This is a genomic window from Dehalococcoidia bacterium, assembly GCA_021295915.1.
Classification (GTDB): Bacteria; Chloroflexota; Dehalococcoidia; order Lucifugimonadales; family UBA1123; genus VXRN01.
The window spans coordinates 1-17,288 of the sequence record JAGWBK010000004.1 but is presented as its reverse complement, the minus strand read 5'-3'; the positions used below and the strand labels follow the sequence as shown (position 1 = coordinate 17,288).

The 17,288-nt window shown below is 56.9% G+C and carries 14 protein-coding genes; 13 read left to right on the top strand and 1 reads right to left on the bottom strand.

What is annotated here, in order from left to right; genetic code table 11:
• Positions 1-59: 59 nt before the first annotated feature.
• The 3 genes from lspA (at position 60) to J4G14_02120 (ending at position 2,770) form a co-directional block, all read left to right on the top strand.
• Entirely contained in the window at positions 60-626 is a 567-nt protein-coding gene (lspA, locus tag J4G14_02130) for a signal peptidase II (GenBank protein ID MCE2456602.1), read from the top strand.
• 5 nt (positions 627-631) lie between these two features.
• The gene (locus J4G14_02125; GenBank protein MCE2456601.1) at positions 632-1,522 is read left to right on the top strand and encodes an RluA family pseudouridine synthase; all 891 of its coding nucleotides are present in this window, start codon (positions 632-634) and stop codon (positions 1,520-1,522) included.
• 231 nt (positions 1,523-1,753) lie between these two features.
• Positions 1,754-2,770: an NADP-dependent oxidoreductase gene (locus J4G14_02120; protein MCE2456600.1), complete on the top strand. Its 1,017-nt coding sequence runs from the start codon at positions 1,754-1,756 to the stop codon at positions 2,768-2,770.
• An 88-nt stretch (positions 2,771-2,858) separates the two neighbouring features.
• Here the strand turns inward: J4G14_02120 and J4G14_02115 are convergent, their stop codons facing one another.
• Positions 2,859-5,099, bottom strand: a complete 2,241-nt coding sequence (locus tag J4G14_02115) for a xanthine dehydrogenase family protein molybdopterin-binding subunit (protein ID MCE2456599.1) — start codon at positions 5,097-5,099, stop codon at positions 2,859-2,861.
• Between the two features lie 212 nt (positions 5,100-5,311).
• On the opposite strand from J4G14_02115, the gene argJ reads away from it, so the two are divergent.
• The 10 genes from argJ to J4G14_02065 form a co-directional block, all read left to right on the top strand.
• The gene (gene argJ, locus J4G14_02110) at positions 5,312-6,532 is read left to right on the top strand and encodes a bifunctional glutamate N-acetyltransferase/amino-acid acetyltransferase ArgJ (protein MCE2456598.1); all 1,221 of its coding nucleotides are present in this window, start codon (positions 5,312-5,314) and stop codon (positions 6,530-6,532) included.
• 7 nt (positions 6,533-6,539) lie between these two features.
• Positions 6,540-7,337: an acetylglutamate kinase gene (argB, locus tag J4G14_02105; GenBank protein MCE2456597.1), complete on the top strand. Its 798-nt coding sequence runs from the start codon at positions 6,540-6,542 to the stop codon at positions 7,335-7,337.
• 15 nt (positions 7,338-7,352) lie between these two features.
• The gene (locus tag J4G14_02100) at positions 7,353-10,181 is read left to right on the top strand and encodes a UPF0182 family protein (protein ID MCE2456596.1); all 2,829 of its coding nucleotides are present in this window, start codon (positions 7,353-7,355) and stop codon (positions 10,179-10,181) included.
• Between the two features lie 40 nt (positions 10,182-10,221).
• Positions 10,222-11,373, top strand: coding sequence for an aspartate aminotransferase family protein (locus tag J4G14_02095; GenBank protein ID MCE2456595.1), 1,152 nt, complete (start codon positions 10,222-10,224; stop codon positions 11,371-11,373).
• 84 nt (positions 11,374-11,457) lie between these two features.
• Entirely contained in the window at positions 11,458-12,720 is a 1,263-nt protein-coding gene (gene argG, locus J4G14_02090; protein ID MCE2456594.1) for an argininosuccinate synthase, read from the top strand.
• A gap of 28 nt (positions 12,721-12,748) precedes the next feature.
• Positions 12,749-13,819: a phosphotransferase gene (locus J4G14_02085; protein MCE2456593.1), complete on the top strand. Its 1,071-nt coding sequence runs from the start codon at positions 12,749-12,751 to the stop codon at positions 13,817-13,819.
• A gap of 10 nt (positions 13,820-13,829) precedes the next feature.
• The gene (locus tag J4G14_02080; protein ID MCE2456592.1) at positions 13,830-14,990 is read left to right on the top strand and encodes an acyl-CoA dehydrogenase family protein; all 1,161 of its coding nucleotides are present in this window, start codon (positions 13,830-13,832) and stop codon (positions 14,988-14,990) included.
• 51 nt (positions 14,991-15,041) lie between these two features.
• Positions 15,042-15,512, top strand: a complete 471-nt coding sequence (locus J4G14_02075; GenBank protein ID MCE2456591.1) for a MaoC family dehydratase — start codon at positions 15,042-15,044, stop codon at positions 15,510-15,512.
• 8 nt (positions 15,513-15,520) lie between these two features.
• Positions 15,521-16,879 (top strand): argininosuccinate lyase, encoded by a 1,359-nt coding sequence (gene argH / locus J4G14_02070; GenBank protein ID MCE2456590.1) that lies wholly within the window; start codon positions 15,521-15,523, stop codon positions 16,877-16,879.
• On the top strand, positions 16,866-17,288 hold a 423-nt coding region (locus tag J4G14_02065; protein MCE2456589.1), incomplete at its 3' end, for a ribulose-phosphate 3-epimerase. The genes argH and J4G14_02065, both read left to right, overlap by 14 nt.

Below are 17,288 nucleotides of genomic sequence, written 5' to 3'. Positions count from 1 at the left end.
CTGTTTCTGACCCTATGCTATGCTGAATTCAGACTTGCAAGCCGCCTGACCGACTCAACATGCTGACCCAGCCTGACCAGAAACCAGAGACATCCTTAAGCGATTTCTTCAACCGCGAGATCGGAATTCCAACGATCTGGATTCTGGTCGGCATCGCGACGGCTACTCTGATAGCCGACCAGCTAACCAAGTACCTCATCAGGGAGAACTTTGCATTAGGCGAGTCCTGGCCGCGAGAGGGCTTCTTCAGGATCACTCACGGCACCAATACAGGAACCGCCTTCGGTCTATTCCCGGACCAGACGCTGCTGTTGACGATCGCGTCGGTTGTTGCCATCGGTTTCATCATCTACTTCTACAAGGCCCACGGCAGGCAGACATGGCTGACGGGACTCAACATAGGTCTCCTGCTTGGAGGCGCGTTCGGTAATCTCATAGACCGGGTGATTGCGGGGAGAGTCACCGACTTCATAGATGTGGGTGCGTGGCCGATCTTCAATATCGCTGACTCAGCAGTCGTCGTTGGTATCACTCTTCTGATAGCGAACATGCTGCTCTTCGAGGGTCGGGAAGACCGCGTCCCGGACCAGTCCGACGCCGAGACGACCAATCACGATCCAAAGTGAGTGACGTGCGCCAGTTTGTGTGCACGAACTCCGGGGAACGTGTCGACAGGTTCCTGGCTGGCATGTGTACCGATCTATCCAGAACGAGGATCAAGCGTCTGATCGTCGACGGCGAAGTCACAGTAGACGGCGGGGACACGAACGCTGGCTATCGACTTCGCGTGGGGCAATCTGTCAGTATTCGAGTCCCTGACCCAGTTCCGTCGCACATTTTGGCGCAGGAGATTCCTATATCTGTGGTGTACGAGGACGAACATCTGCTGTTGGTGGACAAGCCGGCAGGCATGGCAGTACATCCAGGAGTTGGGCACCCTGACTCTACGCTATTGAACGCAATTCTGGGACTGCACTCTGACATTGGGAGTGTTGGTGGACAGTCGCGTCCCGGACTGGTCCACAGGCTGGACAAGGACACATCCGGTCTGATGCTGGTTGCCAAGAATGACGAGTCTCACGAGCATCTGTCCGCGCAGTTCAAAGACAGGTCCGTCAAGAAGGGCTATTTGGCGCTTGTAGTTGGACACCCTGAGCCTGCCGAAGCGATCATCGACGCGCCAGTTGGGCGCGACCCCCACGACAGGAAGAAGATGGCAATAGTAGATGATGGTCGCTCCGCGTCCACTCTCTATCGCACTATCCAGAATTTCAGCGGCTACTCGTATATTGATGTAAGACCAAGAACGGGTCGAACTCACCAGATCAGAGTGCACTTTGCGTCGATTGGCCACCCGGTTGTTGGCGACGTGACTTATGGCCAGGCTGATCCGAGACTCAGTCGGCAGTTCCTGCACGCCGCTCATCTTGATTTTCAACATCCTGCAACAGGAGAACGACAGGTGGTCGATTCTCTGTTGCCAGACGAGCTACAGACGGTCCTGGACGAGTGCCGAGAGTAGATACGAGGTGAATAGCTGTCCTCGTCCTCTTGGACTTGGTGCGGGCTGCTGCAGTCATTCATCCCGACTATAGTCCTCACCGGTATGGGAAGGGCGTCTATAGGCTGCTGTACCAGGCTCCTGTACGCTCCTGCCTGCGCCAGAAACCATAAAGGGACGAGGCTTAAGAACTCTCCACTACTGAGGCTTGTGCTAGCATTACGGCGCACTTTCTATCAGGAGCAATCCACCATGACATCAGAAATCAACCGGCGAGTAGTGCTCGCATCCAGGCCAGCCGCCTATCCTGAATCTCAGCATTTCAGGATAGAGGAGGTCCCAATTCCTCGACCGCGAGAGGGCGAGGTTCTGGTAAAGGTCATCTGGCTATCGCTAGACCCATACATGAGAGGCCGAATGCGCGAGGGCCCATCGTACGCGACACCCGTTGCAGTGGGCGGAGTGATGACGGGCGGCGTTGTAGGCAGAGTGGTCGAGTCGCGATCGCCTGAGGTCGAAGTCGGCGACATCGTAGAGGGTTCTCTAGGATGGCAGGAGTACGCGGTATCCAGGCCAGGGGCCTTACGAAAAGTAGACCCTGATCTCGCCCCGATTTCGACAGCGATCGGCGTACTGGGAATGCCTGGGATGACGGCATATCATGGATTGTTAGAGGTGGGCCAACCAGAGGTTGGCGACACAGTCGTAGTATCTGCGGCATCCGGGGCTGTTGGGCAAGTTGTAGGGCAAATTGCCCGGATAATGGGTTGTCGCGTGGTCGGCACCGCCGGGAGCGACGATAAGGTCGACTTCATTGTGAACGAGCTTGGTTTCGACGCTGGCATTAACTATAAGACTGAGGATGTCGATGCCGCCCTAGCTACGGCCTGCCCCGACGGCATTGATGTGTACTTCGACAACGTTGGGGGCTTCGTGACCGATGCCGTAATGCAGCAGATTAACATTCACGCACGCATCTCCGTGTGCGGTCAGATTTCCCAGTACAACCTTGCTGAACCTGAGATGGCTCCTCGAAGTATGGGGCTGTTGATCCAGAAACAGGCTCGGATGGAGGGATTCCTCGTATTCAACTTCGCGCACCGGCACGACCACGCGCGTCAGCGGATGGCGGAGTGGATTCGGAGCGGCGAACTCCGATACAAGGAAGATGTCGTAGAAGGCTTGGAAAACGCCCCGAGGGCGTTCGTAGGCATGATGACGGGAGAGAACTTTGGAAAGCTGCTCATCAAGGTAGGTTCAGAGAGCTAAGCCCTTCCCTAAGAAACTTAAGGCGCCCGGGCTTGATTAACCGGGCGCCTTTTACTTGGTCCGATAAGTTACTGCTGTTTGACCGAGTCTAGACGGCTCCATGCTCCTGAAGAGCCTTGGTCACGGCTGGCGGATTCATGGGCAGTTCCCTCATCCGTACACCAGTCGCGTCGTAGATGGCATTTGCCAGCGCTGCCAGCGGCGGGACCAGGGGAACCTCGCCGACCCCTCTCACCCCAAACGGATGGTTGGGGTTCGGGACCTCAACGACCACTGTGTCGATCATGGGAAGATCGAGCGATGTGGGCATTCGATAGTCCAGCAGGCTGCTGTTCATCATCTGGCCGTTGTCGTTCATGTAGTACTCTTCGTTGAGCGCCCAACCGATTCCCTGGACCACGCCGCCCTGGATCTGTCCTTCGACGTAGCTCGGGTGGACAGATGTGCCGGAGTCCTGAGAAGCGGTGTACCGAAGAATCTCCACTTTACCGGTCTCGGGGTCGACTTCGATGTCGACTACGTGCGTTGCGAAGGCGCTGCCGGCTCCTCCCGGGTCCATGTTGGCGCTGCCCACGATCGGTCCGCCCGTCTCCACCGCACGTCCGGCCAGTTCCTTGAAAGTCATGGTGAGTTCAGGATCAGACTTGTGACTGAAAACTCCGCCCTCCAAATCAATGTCACTGGCCTCTGTCTCCCATAGCATGGCGGCGCGGTCGAGCATCTGGCGTTTCACGTCCTGTGCTGCCTCGTAGCTTGCCCAGCCAGTCTTGAATGCTGCGCCGGACCCACCTGTCATCGACGTGTATCCGATGGAGTCGGTATCGCCGACCTGCGGGTTAACGTCCTCGACTGGAATTCCGAGCACTTCAGCCAACTGCTGCGCCGCGGCTGGGCGGGTGCCGCCGATGTCCATAGAACCGATCGTGAGGTTGACGGTGCCATCGTAGTTGAGATTGGCAGTTGCACATGCGGGTCCAGTTCCGTTGATCCAGAAGCCGGAGGCAACTCCCCTGCCCCTCCACTTGCCCTCGACCGGCTTGGAATAGTGGTCGTGGTCCTTGGCGGCCTGAGCAGTTTCGATAGCTCCAATTGGTGGGTTGATGATGCCTGTGGCTCGGCGGGTACCCTCTTTGGCACCGTTCAGTATGCGGAAGTCGATTGGATCCATGCTGAGCTTCTCGCAGATTTCGTCGATGATTGTCTCAGCGGCAAAGGAACCAATAGGCGCACCAGGAGCGCGATAGGCAGTCGTCTTCGGCTTATTGTCGACGACGTCGTAGGCATCGATCAGGATGTTTGGGATGTCGTAAGGAGAGAAGATGCAGTTGGCCGCGGCTCCGACTGGTGAACCGGGGAACGCACCGGCTTCGAAGCGAAGGTCGGCATAAGCTGCGGTCATTCTTCCATCACTTGTCACGCCGAACTTAACGTTCATGTAGGAACCGGACGTCGGGCCCGTGGCCTCCATGACCTCGGTCCGGGACATGGTTATCTTGACTGGCAGTCCAGCCTTCTTCGACAGGGCAACAGCTACCGGTTCGAGGTAGATGGTGGTCTTGCCTCCGAATCCACCGCCAATCTCCATTGGGACGACCTTGATTGAGGAGAATGGCACACCAACGACTGCGGCAGTCAGGTCTCGAATCTGGAAGTGACCCTGAGAGCTTCCCCAGACGGTAATGCGGTCCTGAGGCGTCCACCACGCCGTTGCGGAGTGGGGCTCGATGTAACCCTGGTGTACTGTCTTGGTACGGAATTCTCGCTCGACAACGAGGTCGGCCTGTTCGAAGCCCTCGTCAATGCTGCCGATCTCCAATCGGGAGTGGCTTGCAACATTCTTGGCGAACTCAGGGTGAAGCAGCGGGGCCCCGTCAGCCATTGCGTCTTCTACCGTGGTAACCACCGGCAGGACCTCATACTCGACGTCAATCAGGTCGAGAGCCTCTTCTGCTTCGTGAGGACTGTCCGCGGCGACTGCGGCGACTGGATGGCCCTTGAAGAGCACCTTGCCGCGAGCAAGTATCTTGCTGCTGACATGGTATAGGTTCTGTGGAGGCCCGCCCGCAGCCCCAACGACGGCCTTGTTCTCATACTCGGGTAAGTCAGCGCAAGTCAGCACTGCCCTCACCCCTGGAGCGGCTTCCGCCTGAGAAGTGTCGATCGACTTGATGTTTGCGTGGGCGTGCGGGCTTCTGAGGAGCTGGGCGTACAGCATCCCAGGAAGTGAAACGTCCGCGCCATAGGCGGCCTTGCCGGTTACCTTGTCGTATCCGTCGTGTCTTATCGGGCGGGTACCCACCGCCGTATAGCCTTTGGTCTCCGTCGTCATTGGCAGATAACCTCCCGGTTTGATACTAGGTGCTAGGAACGGCGCAATTGTAACACAGGAAGAAGATTGCATCTGTTACCGGGAAGTTAACAAAGCTCAGCCATTCTTTATCGCTTTCTTGGCCGTATGCTATACTGCCGTAGCCGTTCAAGGGTCGAATAACCGGAGGGTTATGTGTGTCTTCGACGGTGCAGTCACCAAAGGAAGATCGCATGGCATCGGACGTCAGCACAGTTGAAGGTGGATCAGTAACTTCTCCCAAGGGCTACAGGGCGGGCGGCGTTTACGCAGGTCTGAAGACGCAGGCAGAAGGTGTTCTTGACCTTGGAGTACTGGTCTCCGACCGATCAGCCACAGTTGCGGGCACTTTTAGCAGGAATAAGATTCTGTCGCCCTCGGTGACGGTTACACAAGGCCGCGTGCCTTCATCAACTGCCAGGGGCGTTATCGCAAACAGCGGATGCGCAAACTGCTCGGTCGGCGAACAGGGAGTCGAGGACGCCCTCGACATGACGCGCCTCGCTGAGGCTCATGCCGGGGTTGAAACCGGCTCGATGATGGTTGCTTCGACAGGCGTAATAGGCGTCGAACTTCCCATGGCGCTTATTCGAGGCAAGATCGGCGACGTCGAACTTACTGACGACGGTGGCCCAGCATTCGCACGCTCCATCATGACAACGGACACGCGCGCCAAGCATATCGCCGCTCAGTTCAATGTCGGCGAAACGACATACACTGTCGGAGGCGTAGCTAAGGGTGTGGGTATGATCCACCCTGACATGGCCACGATGCTGTCTTTCATCACATGCGACGCTGAGATCCCACAAACGTTCCTGCAAGAGTCGTTGAGCGCCGCGGTTGACCTGAGTTTCAATATGGTAGATGTGGACGGGGACCAGTCCACGAACGACACAGTACTGCTCTTCGCCAACGGCGCAGCTGGAGGCGAGCCAATCAGCAGTGCAGACTCCCCAGGAGCGGCGGAATTCCAGCAAGCTCTGACCGAAGTCTGCATATACCTCGCCAAGGAACTCGTCGGTGATGGCGAAGGCGCCGGGCACATCATGGCCGTGACGGTCGAGGGTGCAACTACCATGGCCGACGCCCGGTGCGCCGCACGTGAAGTCTCATCGTCCAACCTCGTCAAGGCGATGGTGCACGGCAATGACCCCAACTGGGGCCGCATCATGATGGCGCTTGGTAAGAGCGGCATCGAACTTCAAGAATCGAAGATAGACATCTTCATCAATGGCATCCACATTGTTCACGAGGGCAAGGCAATACCGTACTATGCCGATGCTGTGGTCTCAGGAATGACCGCGCACGAGGTTTCGTTCAGGGTCAACCTGAACATCGGAGACCATTCGGCGACCGCATGGGGTTCAGACCTCACGGAAGAGTACGTTACCTTCAACTCGGCGTACACAACGTAAGTCGGACTTGCCCAAGGAGCATTCCCCAAATGGGACGATCGTAGTCAAGATCGGTGGCAGTACCCTCGGAGAGCACGATACTACTCTTGAGGACCTCGTTACTCTTCAAAGAGAGGGCGCCAGTCCTATAGTTGTCCATGGAGGGGGGAAGATCATCTCTGACTGGATGGCTGCCCAGAGCGTGAGGCCCGTTTTCAAGGACGGTCTGCGCGTCACCGACAAGGACAGCCTTCAGATCGTTGTTGCCGTACTCGCGGGGCTAATCAACAAGGAGCTTGTGTCACAGCTCATATCTGTTGGCGCCAGGACACTCGGTCTTAGTGGAGCTGACGGTGGTATGCTCGTAGCATCGGTCAAGGATCCTGCTCTCGGATACGTCGGCGAGGTCGCCCAGGTCGATACTGCACCCATCCTGGCAGCAACCCAGGCGGGATACATACCAGTTATTGCGCCAGTGGCCAGATGCCCGTCGGACGACCCCACATACCCCAACTCGCTAATGAACATCAACGCAGACACCGCGGCGGGTGAAATCGCGGCGGCCCTGCGGGCTGACCAGATGTACTTTCTCACAGACGTTGAGGGAGTGCTCGACCGTAATCACAGGTTGATTTCCAGAATTACCGAACGCCAGGCGGAGGCGCTGACTTCAGCCGGAACGATTTCCGGCGGTATGATTCCGAAGATCGAAGCGTGCGTACGCGCGTTGAAGTCAGGCAGCGAATCCCACATCATCGACGGTAGAATGCCGGGAGCGCTTCGCCAATCCCTAAACGGCGCAGTGCTAGGCACGCGCATAGGATGAGGTCTCAGGAGCACCATGGCTGAAGATTTTCCACGTAACGGCGGAGACTCGCCCCCAGAACAGGCTATCGGGCCACCAACCATGTCCCCTTCATTCATGAAGTGGAGCCTGGTGATCATTGGCCTGATCGTGCTGTTTGGCATTTTCTCCTTTGGAAGGGGTGTCTACACGGACCTTCTATGGTTCGACTCGCTCGGATTCAGGGCAATCTTTGTGAAAGTGACAGTTACCCGCATTGCGCTGTTTGCGATTGGCGCGGTTGTTACTGCCATTGTTCTCGGAGTAAGCCTGAGAATTGCTCACATGCACTCCTCTGGCGAGGTCAACCTGCCAATTCCACCTGAGGTGGTCCCCACGATAAGGCGGGCCGTGCTCTGGGGCGCAGTCATCGTCATCATCATACTGAGCCTGATTTTCGGATCCGTGCTCGCCGCACGGTGGGAGCTGTTCCTGAGGTTCACCAACTCTGTACCGTTTGGGCAGGTGGACCCCGTCTACAGCCAAGACTTGGGATTCTACATCTTCAACCTGCCCCTGTACTCATTCATCCAAGGATGGATTCTCGGCCTTGGCGTCGTCACGCTTCTGGCCACTGTTGGTCTGAACTTCATTAACTACAGCCTTCGCGGATCCAGCTATTCGCTGAACGGAGCGCGTCTGGCACACATTTCGGTCATTGCTGCCGTGCTCATGCTGACCTTGGCAGTCGGACATTGGTTGGATCGTTGGGCACTAGTGCTGTCCGAGGACGGCGCGGTGTTCGGAGCGACTTATGCAGACTTGAATGCCCGGAGGCCGGCCCTGCTGATCATGACAATCGTCGCGGTAGCTGCGGCGATTCTGATGGCAGCAAATGTGTACCTCCGTGAACTTCGCATGGTTCTCGGCGCGGTTGTGCTGTGGGTGGTCCTTGGCCTTGTCCTGAACTCAGCATGGCCCGCCTTGATTCAGCAGTTCTCAGTGACACCAAATGAGTTCGTAAGAGAGAGCCCGTATATAGCGCGCAACATCGACCTGACGCGGCAGGCGTTCGCGCTCGACAGGATCGAGGAAGCGTTCTTTCAGGCGGAACCGGACGTTGGTGTCGACCTCATCGAGGACAACATCATTACGATCAACAACATACGCCTTTGGGACTACAGGCCGTTGTCGAGCGTTTACAGGCAGATACAGCTAATCAGGCCGTACTACGATTTCAAAGATGCCGACGTCGACCGGTACTACATCGACGGCGAATACAAACAGGTACTTCTGTCCGCGCGTGAGGTCGCGCCTGAGAAGTTAAACCCGCAGGACCAGACCTGGGTTAACAACACCCTCTCGTATACGCACGGAATTGGAATTGCGATGAGCCCGGCCACAGAGTTCACTCCGGAGGGCAGGCCGGAATTCTACGCGCAAGACATACCGATCGATGGAGCTATACCCATCGGTCGCAAAGACGGTGAGACGCCTCCTGACTTGATCGTCGACAACCCACGGATCTACTACGGTGAAAACACAGTCAACTACGTGATAGTCAACTCAAATACTCAGGAGATCGACTACCAGACAGAATCCGGAGAACTTTTCAGGAATCACTACGATGGTGAAGGAGGAGTGAGGCTTGACTCGTTCTTCCGCCGGCTGGCCTACGCATGGCAGTTCGGTGATGTGAACATTCTGATCAGCGGGGAGATCGAACCTGACAGCCGCCTTCAGTACCGTAGGCATATCCAGGAGAGGGTGACTTCAGTTGCTCCGTTCCTACAACTGGACAGAGACCCATACATAGTAGCTGCGAACGGGCGACTTTTCTGGGTTCAGGACGCTTACACCACTACCGACCATTATCCATACTCGGAGCCTACTGAGATTCCTGCCGGTGAAGGCGGATTCTCCACTCACTTCAACTATATGCGCAACAGTGTGAAAGCTGTCATCGACTCCTATGACGGGACTTTGACGTACTACATCTGGGATGAAAGTGATCCGATGATCCTCACCTACGAGCGGATCTTCCCGGACCTCTTCGTCAGTGCCGACCAGATGTCCCCTGAACTGAGGTCGCACGTCAGGTATCCACAGGACTTCTTCTCAGAGCAGGCTGGAAAGTACATCAAGTACCACATGCAGGACCCACAGGACTTCTACAACAACGAAGACTTGTGGGCGATTCCACAGGAGAAGTTCGGGCAGGGCGAGACCCTTCAACCTGTTGAGCCGTACTACGTGATCATGAGGCTTCCAGGTGAGGAAACCGAGGAGTTCGTGCAGCTACTCCCCTACACTCCCAGCGAGAGGCAGAACCTGATCGGCTGGCTAGCGGCACGAAGCGACGGGGAGAACTACGGGAACCTCGTAGCGTTCAACTTCCCGAAAGACCGCCAGATCGACGGGCCGGAGCAGGTAGAAGCGAGGATCGACAACGACCAGGCGATATCGGCCTGGTTCACCCTGAGATGCTCAGAGGGTTCAACTTGTATCAGGGGCAACCTCCTTGTCATCCCGATAGGCAATTCGTTGCTCTACGCTGAGCCCGTATACATCCAGGCTGAAGGCGTGGTATTCCCTGAGCTCAAGCGTGTAATACTGGCCACCGCCGGCAAGGTGGTGATGGAGGACTCTCTGGGTCTTGCCCTTGCAGCGCTGACTGGTGAGCAGTCACTGGTCTCTGTGGGCGATCCCGCCACGCCACGAGATGTGGAAGCAGCCCCGTCAACTACTACAACAGTAGTTGAAGAGGGCGGCGAGCTGCAGATGCAGATTACGATCGTGTCCGACTCGATCGAAAGTATCAAGAACGATTTGACCGCGCTGGAAGAAGCGCTCGAGAAACTCAAGGAAATCACCGGAGGTGAATGACGTGACAACCAATTGGACAGAAGTAGAGAGCAAGTACTACATGTTCGTAGTGCGCCGGCAGCCCGTCGTAATCGTCAAGGGCGATGGCACTAAGGTATGGGATGTAGACGGCAAGGAGTACCTGGACTTCACCTCAGGATGGGCTGTCAACAACGCTGGTCACGCAAACGAGGCGATTGCAGACGCTATTGCAGAGCAGGCCAGGACCCTGCTCCAGACATCCAATCAGTTCTACACGATTCCGCAACTTCAGCTTGCGGAGATACTGGTTGAGAACTCTGCGCTGGACAAGGTCTTCTTCTGCAACAGCGGGGCCGAGGCCAATGAGGGAGCAATGAAGCTTGCCCGCAGGCACGGAGCGAAAAACAAGGATGGCGCGTTCGAGATCGTAACTGCTCTGAATTCGTTCCATGGCCGCACAATGGCCAACGTGTCCGCCACAGGGCAGCCCCACTACCAGGAACTGTTCCAGCCAATTCCTCCGGGGTTCTCCCACGTCGAATTCGGAGACATCGAAGAGTTGCGGGGATCCATCACAGACAATACGGTCGCTGTGATGGTCGAACCTGTTCAGGCTGAGGGCGGCGTCAACATCCCGCCTGAAGGCTACCTGGAGAACGTCAGAGAGCTCTGCGACCGGGAGGGTCTGCTGCTGATCTTCGACGAGGTCCAGACTGGAATGGGTCGGTTGGGATCCCTGTTCGGATACGAACGGTTCGGTGTTGAGCCGGACATCATGACGCTGGCCAAGGGACTTGGTGGTGGCGTGCCGATTGGTGCGTTCATGGCCAAGGACGAGGCTTGTGCGTTCGAGCCCGGCGACCACGGCTCGACGTTTGGCGGCAACGCGCTGACCTGCGCGGCTGCTTACGCATCCACCAAGTACATCATCGACAACGACGTATCCGGAAACGCCGCCGCAATGGAGACACACATGGCTGAAGGCCTTGCGAATCTTCAGTCCAAGTACAGTCAGATCCAGGAAGTGCGCGGAATGGGACTGCTGTGGGCCGTACTGTTCGAGTCAGACATTGCTCCCGACGTGGTGGCCAACTGCAATGCCGAAGGTTTGCTCACCAACCCTCTCAGGCCCAATGCAGTTCGGCTGATGCCGCCGCTGACGGTCTCCAAAGAGGAGATCGACCAGGCGATGGAGAGGCTGGATGCGGCTATAGGCGCTGTAAGTAGCTAACTGAGTTGAAAGCTGAGAGGGCGTTCGGGATCTACGGGCGCCCTCTCTTCATGTACAAAAAGACACAAGGAAGTAAGGGCCACTATGAACTGGCGGGAGCTGAGAGAGAAGAGTGTAACCGTCGTCGGGGGGGCCGTATCTGGCGGTCTCGATAGCTGCACTGTAACCCACTGGCTTAGAGATAAGGGTTTCGAAGTACAAGCGTTCACGGTCGATCTCGGCCAGCCGGACGAGGAGAACCTCTCTGCCATAGCGGACAGAATGCTGGGCTGTGGTGCGGCAGGAGCGGCTATCGTTCCAGGCAGAGCAGCACTTGCGGAAGCAGGCCTAAGGGTCATCCAGTCTCAGGCCCGGTACGAAGGGGGCTACTGGAATACAACAGGCATCGCCCGTCCCGTAACGGTGGAGGCGATTCTGGCTGAGCTCCAAGAGCGGGACATCAATGTGATGTTCCACGGTGCCACAGGCCGGGGAAACGACCAGGTCAGATTTCAGCTTGCCTCCAACATGATCGATCCTGAGACAGAGGTCTACGCTCCCTGGAGAGACCCAGAGTTCATCGAGCAGTTCCCCGGACGGCAGCAGATGATCGAGTACTGCGAGGCTAACGGGCTTCCCATCAGGCCCGCACGCGAATCCAGGTACTCGACTGACGCGAATTTCCTCGGTCTTACCCACGAGGCAGGCGACCTTGAGGACGTGACGATCTCGCCGACATTCGTGGAACCAGGGATGGGAGTGTGGCCCTGGGACGCCCCTGACAGAACGGAACTGGTGACCCTCAGGTGGGAGCACGGAATTCCGGTGGCACTGAACGGCGAGAATCTAAGCCTCGAAGAGGTTATCGAGACCGCCAACAGGATTGCAGGAGCACACGGTGTCGGAATCGGCACACACGTGGTTGAGAACCGATTCGTTGGCGTAAAGTCGAGAGGTATCTACGAGTCACCTGGTATGGAACTGCTGGGACAGAGCTACGAGTTTCTCCTCCAATTCGTACTCGATAGGCGCGCCCGGGAGCTGTACGAACATCTGTCAAAGGTAATCAGCGTACAGATTTACCAGGGATACTGGCTGGATTTGGCAACGCGGGCTGCGCTGGCTGCCCTAGAGCCGATAACACAACTGGCGACAGGCACAATCACTCTGCGGCTACATCGCGGGAACGTATACTTCGACACCGCAGAGGATACCTCGGAAGCGATGCCTCACTCGCTGTACACCGATGACAGCTCAATGGAGGCGATGGGTACTTACGACCATACCGACGCCGAGGGATTCCTCAAGGTTCTTGGGATTTCAGCTAAGAACCTGGGGAAGCGACAACAGGCGGGCACTGGACACTGAGCCGTTCCGGTCTGGGAGCAGTATAGTAATGGGATTTCCTACTCGACCATCCGAATTGACCCCTGCGTGGCTGAGTGAAGTTCTCAGTGCAGACGTAGCGGACTTCAGGGTCGAACCGATTGGTGTCGGCTCTGGCTTCGCGGGTTCCATATACAGGGTACACCTGAATCCGCACGCTTCTACTGAGGCAAGTGTTCTACCAGAAACGCTGATTTGGAAAACCGTCTCCACACATCCGTCCACGCATGAGCTGCTAACACAGCTAGGCATATATCAATCAGAAGCAGATTTCTATGCCAGACTGGCCGGGCATGCGAGAGTAGCTCCCAGGGCACACTACTATGACTACGATGACGACAGTGGCTCGGTCTGCCTGCTCCTTGAGGACTTGACCGGGATGGAGGCTGGCGACCAAATCGAAGGCTGCACACCCAAACAGGCGAGGATGATTGTGAGCGCCCTGGCAGGACTGCACGCCAAGTTCTGGGAGGGCGGCAGGGACGACTCTCCACTGGGAGTTCGAAAGTTCGATTACGAGGCGAGTATTTCAAGGCGTATGCACAGCGCATCATGGGGTCGTGTTCGTGAGTCGGCCTTGACAGTTCCACAGGGACTATTGGATACCGCCGAATTCATCCAACCGTTCATAGGCACAATCAGGAATCGGCTAGGGGCCTCGCCTACCACACTACTCCATGGCGACGTTCGCGCCGACAACGCCTTCTTTGACGCAGACACCGTGAAACTCATCGACTGGCAGGCCGTCCGTGAAGGACGCGCCGCGTACGACCTCGCCTACTTCATATCCACGTCTCTAGACGAGGAGACAGGCCGTCAGCACCAGAACGAGCTGCTCGACTTGTATGTCGAGACCCTCGCGTCACAGGGTGTAAAGGGCTACGGTATGTCTGAATGCCTGGAGGACTTTCGCTGGGCACTACTGGACGTGGTTTCATTCGTCGGAATAATCGGAGCGGCTCTGGACTTCAGTGAGGGTCGAGGCTTACAGTTAGCTAACCTAGTGATGTCTCGTTTGTGGTCGTCATTGGAAGAAAATCGTGCGATCGATCTCCTGGATCGCGTCTCGCCCAACAGTTAGAGGGACTCGCATGGCAACAGCGGCAAAATCAGAAATCAGAAATCAGGTCACCACTCTTGTCAGGGATTTCGTCCGACGTGAAGTAGAACCAATCGCGCAGCAATATGACAATCTGGACATCTACCCCCAGGAACTGATCGATCCCATGCGCGAGATGGGTCTGTTCGGTATCACGATTCCAGAGGAGTATGGTGGGCTCGGACTTGATTACACAACTTTCGCGGTGATCTTCGAGGAACTCAGCCGGGGCTGGATGAGCGTAAGTGGAATCATCGGGACACATCACGTCCTGGCCCACATTGTGACCAACAACGGCACCGATGAGCAGAAGGAGCGGATTCTACCCCGCCTGGCCAGCGGCGAACTAAGAGGCGGCCTCGCGCTCACGGAGCCCGAGGCTGGCAGCGACGTGCAGAACATCAGCACCACTGCGACGCAGGACGGTGAGGAATACGTCATACGCGGCACCAAGATGTTCATCACGAATGCTGAACACGGAAACGCCTTTGCGGTGCTCGCTAAGACTAACCCGGACGCTCAGCCGCGTCACCGTGGCATGAGCTGCTTCTTCGTCGAAAAACCCAATGAGGGGATCAAAGTAGGCCAGCATCTCGACAAGCTCGGCTACAGGGGTCTGGACTCGTCTGAGCTCATCTTCGACGACTGCCGGGTTGGAACAGAAAACCTCATTGGAGAAGTCGAAGGTTCGGGTTTCAGGCATGTGATGTCTGGGCTGGAAGGTGGCCGCATTAATGTAGCGGCACGTGCAGTAGGCGTTGCGACCGCGGCCTTCGAGGCGGCGATTCGATACGCTCAGCAGCGCGAGGCGTTTGGACAGCCAATTGCGCAGCACCAGGCCATTCAGATCAAACTGGCCGACATGGCAACCAAGATCCAGGCTGCCAGGCTGCTTACGTATGACGCAGCCGCCAAGAAGGATGCTGGTGAGCGCGTGGACCTTGAGGTCGGAATGGCAAAGCTGTTCGCATCGGAGACCTGTGGAGAGGTCGCTATGGAGGCCATGAGAATCCACGGCGGATATGGCTACATCAAGGACTTCGACGTAGAAAGATACTATCGTGACGCCCCCCTCATGATTATCGGAGAGGGCACAAACGAAATCCAGCAGTTGCTCATCGCAAGGCGGCTACTAGAGAGATACGCGGTCTAGCCGGCTGCTGAGAGTCCCTGAGATGAAGTCCAACCAAGCTGAGAAGGAAGCATGATTCACGACAGACGAGATACATTCGGAGGCTACCTGGAGGACTTCGTTCCAGGCGACATTCACAAGCACTGGCCCGGCAAGACGATTACAGAGATGGACAACCACCTGTTTTCGCTGCTCACAATGAACCACAATCCGCTGCACATCGATGAACAGTACATGTCTGAGCACCAACATGGCAAGATTCTCGTCAACGGCGCGCTCGTCCTGAGTCTCGTAGTAGGAATGAGCGTGCCGGAGATGTCCGGCAAGGCGATTGCAAACCTCGAGTACGAGAAGATTGTGCACACGGGCCCTACATTCCACGGCGACACTGTGTACGCGGAGAGCGAGATTCTCGACGTCAGGGAATCGAACTCAAGGCCTGACCGGGGACTCGTGTACATTGAAACACGCGGCCGCAACCAGAGGGACGAGCAGATCCTGACAATGAGACGCACGTTCCTGGTCCCGAAGCGCCCGGACTGAAGTCTGCCATGGGGCTCAGGGAAGTCGTTTCTGACTACACGGTCTCACTTCACTACGACCGCCGGCTGTACAGACAGGACATCGCCGGGTCGATAGCCCACGCCAGCATGCTTGCTAAGCAGGAAATCATCTCCCATGGAGACTGCGAAGCAATAGTCGACGGATTGGGAAACGTCCTGAGTGAGATTGAGCAGGACACTTTCCCGTGGCGCCCGGAACTCGAAGATATCCACATGAACATCGAGCGCCGGCTCTTTGAACTGATCGGGGAACCGGCACTCAGGTTGCACACTGCCAGATCGCGTAACGACCAGATCGCGCTCGATGTCCGGATGTACGTCAAGGAAGCTATTCGAGACGTGGTCGCCGCTCTTCAAGGTGTACGCTTAGCTCTAGTCAGCCTCGCTGAGGAGCATCCAAAGTTACCAATGCCTGGATACACGCACCTGCAGCGCGCGCAGCCTGTGCTCTTCGCTCACCATATGCTGGCCTACTATGAGATGTTCAGCCGAGATACCGAACGATTCGAGCAGGCCTACGCGCGAGCCGACGTCCTACCGCTGGGAAGCGGGGCGTTGGCTGGACTGCCCTACCCCATCGACCGCGAATTCGTCGCGGATAAGCTTGGATTCTCTCGCATCTCATCCAACAGCATGGATGCCGTCTCTGACCGGGATTTTCTGCTCGACTTCCAATCAGCTGCTGCGATATGCGCGATGCACCTCTCTCGGCTGTCGGAAGAGTTGGTGCTGTGGTCTTCAGAGGAATTCGGTTTCATCCGGATGCCCGACGAGTTCACAACCGGCAGCAGCATCATGCCGCAGAAGCGCAACCCGGACTTCGCTGAGATCGCAAGGGGCAAAACTGGGAGAGTGTACGGCAGCCTGATGGGGCTGCTCACGACGCTGAAGGGGCTGCCGCTGACATATAACCGGGACATGCAGGAAGACAAGGAAGGCTTCTTCGACACGCACGACACGATACTGGCCACGCTCGGAATCTTTGGCGACATGCTTGCGGGTATTGAGGTAAACGTGGAAGTGCTGCGACAGTCGGCGAGTGGCGGCTATGTTCTGGCGACTGACATCGCAGACTATCTTGTCGCAAAGGGCGTCCCCTTCCGCGAGGCGTACCGTGCCGTCGCTGAGTTGACTGAACAGGCAGCCTCGCGCGGGTTGGGATTTGAGGCCCTATCTCTCGAGGAGTACAAGGGTACTTCTGAACTCTTCGAAACTGATGTCCTCGAAATCACTGTGGACTCGTCGATCGCGGCCCGGGACGTTCCAGGAGGTACGGCACAGGGACGCGTACGGGAGGCGATCCAGGACGCGAGAGCGACGTTGGAGGCCGAGCTTGAACAGCGGTAGAGCAATAAAGATTGCCCCGTCCATTCTGTCAGCCGACTTCGCCCGATTGGGCGAACAGGTTGCCGAGGCCGAACAGGGTGGCGCTGACTGTATCCACGTCGACGTAATGGACGGACACTTCGTGCCGCCAATCACGTTTGGTCCGCCGATAGTTAAGGCGATCAGACCTCACACCAACCTTCCACTCGAGATCCACATGATGGTCGAGAAACCCGAGAATCACTTCGACCAATTACGCGACGCCGGCGCAGACCGTCTGATCGTTCATAGGGAGGCTTGCCCTCACCTTCACCTTTCAGTCGGACTGATCAGAGATGGGGGCATGGAGGCCGGAGTCGCAGTGAATCCCGGCACCAGTCTTGGATCTATCGAGGATGTTGTCGAAAACCTTGACCTTTTACTCGTCATG

Bases quoted from the DNA above. Each gene is read 5' to 3' on its own strand.
- argJ (MCE2456598.1), top strand. From the start codon at position 5,312: ATGGCATCGGACGTCAGCACAGTTGAAGGTGGATCAGTAACTTCTCCC.
- J4G14_02080 (MCE2456592.1), top strand. From the start codon at position 13,830: ATGGCAACAGCGGCAAAATCAGAAATCAGAAATCAGGTCACCACTCTT.
- J4G14_02085 (MCE2456593.1), top strand. From the start codon at position 12,749: ATGGGATTTCCTACTCGACCATCCGAATTGACCCCTGCGTGGCTGAGT.
- J4G14_02075 (MCE2456591.1), top strand. From the start codon at position 15,042: ATGATTCACGACAGACGAGATACATTCGGAGGCTACCTGGAGGACTTC.
- argG (MCE2456594.1), top strand. From the start codon at position 11,458: ATGAACTGGCGGGAGCTGAGAGAGAAGAGTGTAACCGTCGTCGGGGGG.
- J4G14_02120 (MCE2456600.1), top strand. From the start codon at position 1,754: ATGACATCAGAAATCAACCGGCGAGTAGTGCTCGCATCCAGGCCAGCC.
- J4G14_02115 (MCE2456599.1), bottom strand. From the start codon at position 5,099: ATGACGACGGAGACCAAAGGCTATACGGCGGTGGGTACCCGCCCGATA.
- J4G14_02095 (MCE2456595.1), top strand. From the start codon at position 10,222: ATGTTCGTAGTGCGCCGGCAGCCCGTCGTAATCGTCAAGGGCGATGGC.
- argH (MCE2456590.1), top strand. From the start codon at position 15,521: ATGGGGCTCAGGGAAGTCGTTTCTGACTACACGGTCTCACTTCACTAC.
- J4G14_02100 (MCE2456596.1), top strand. From the start codon at position 7,353: ATGGCTGAAGATTTTCCACGTAACGGCGGAGACTCGCCCCCAGAACAG.
- lspA (MCE2456602.1), top strand. From the start codon at position 60: ATGCTGACCCAGCCTGACCAGAAACCAGAGACATCCTTAAGCGATTTC.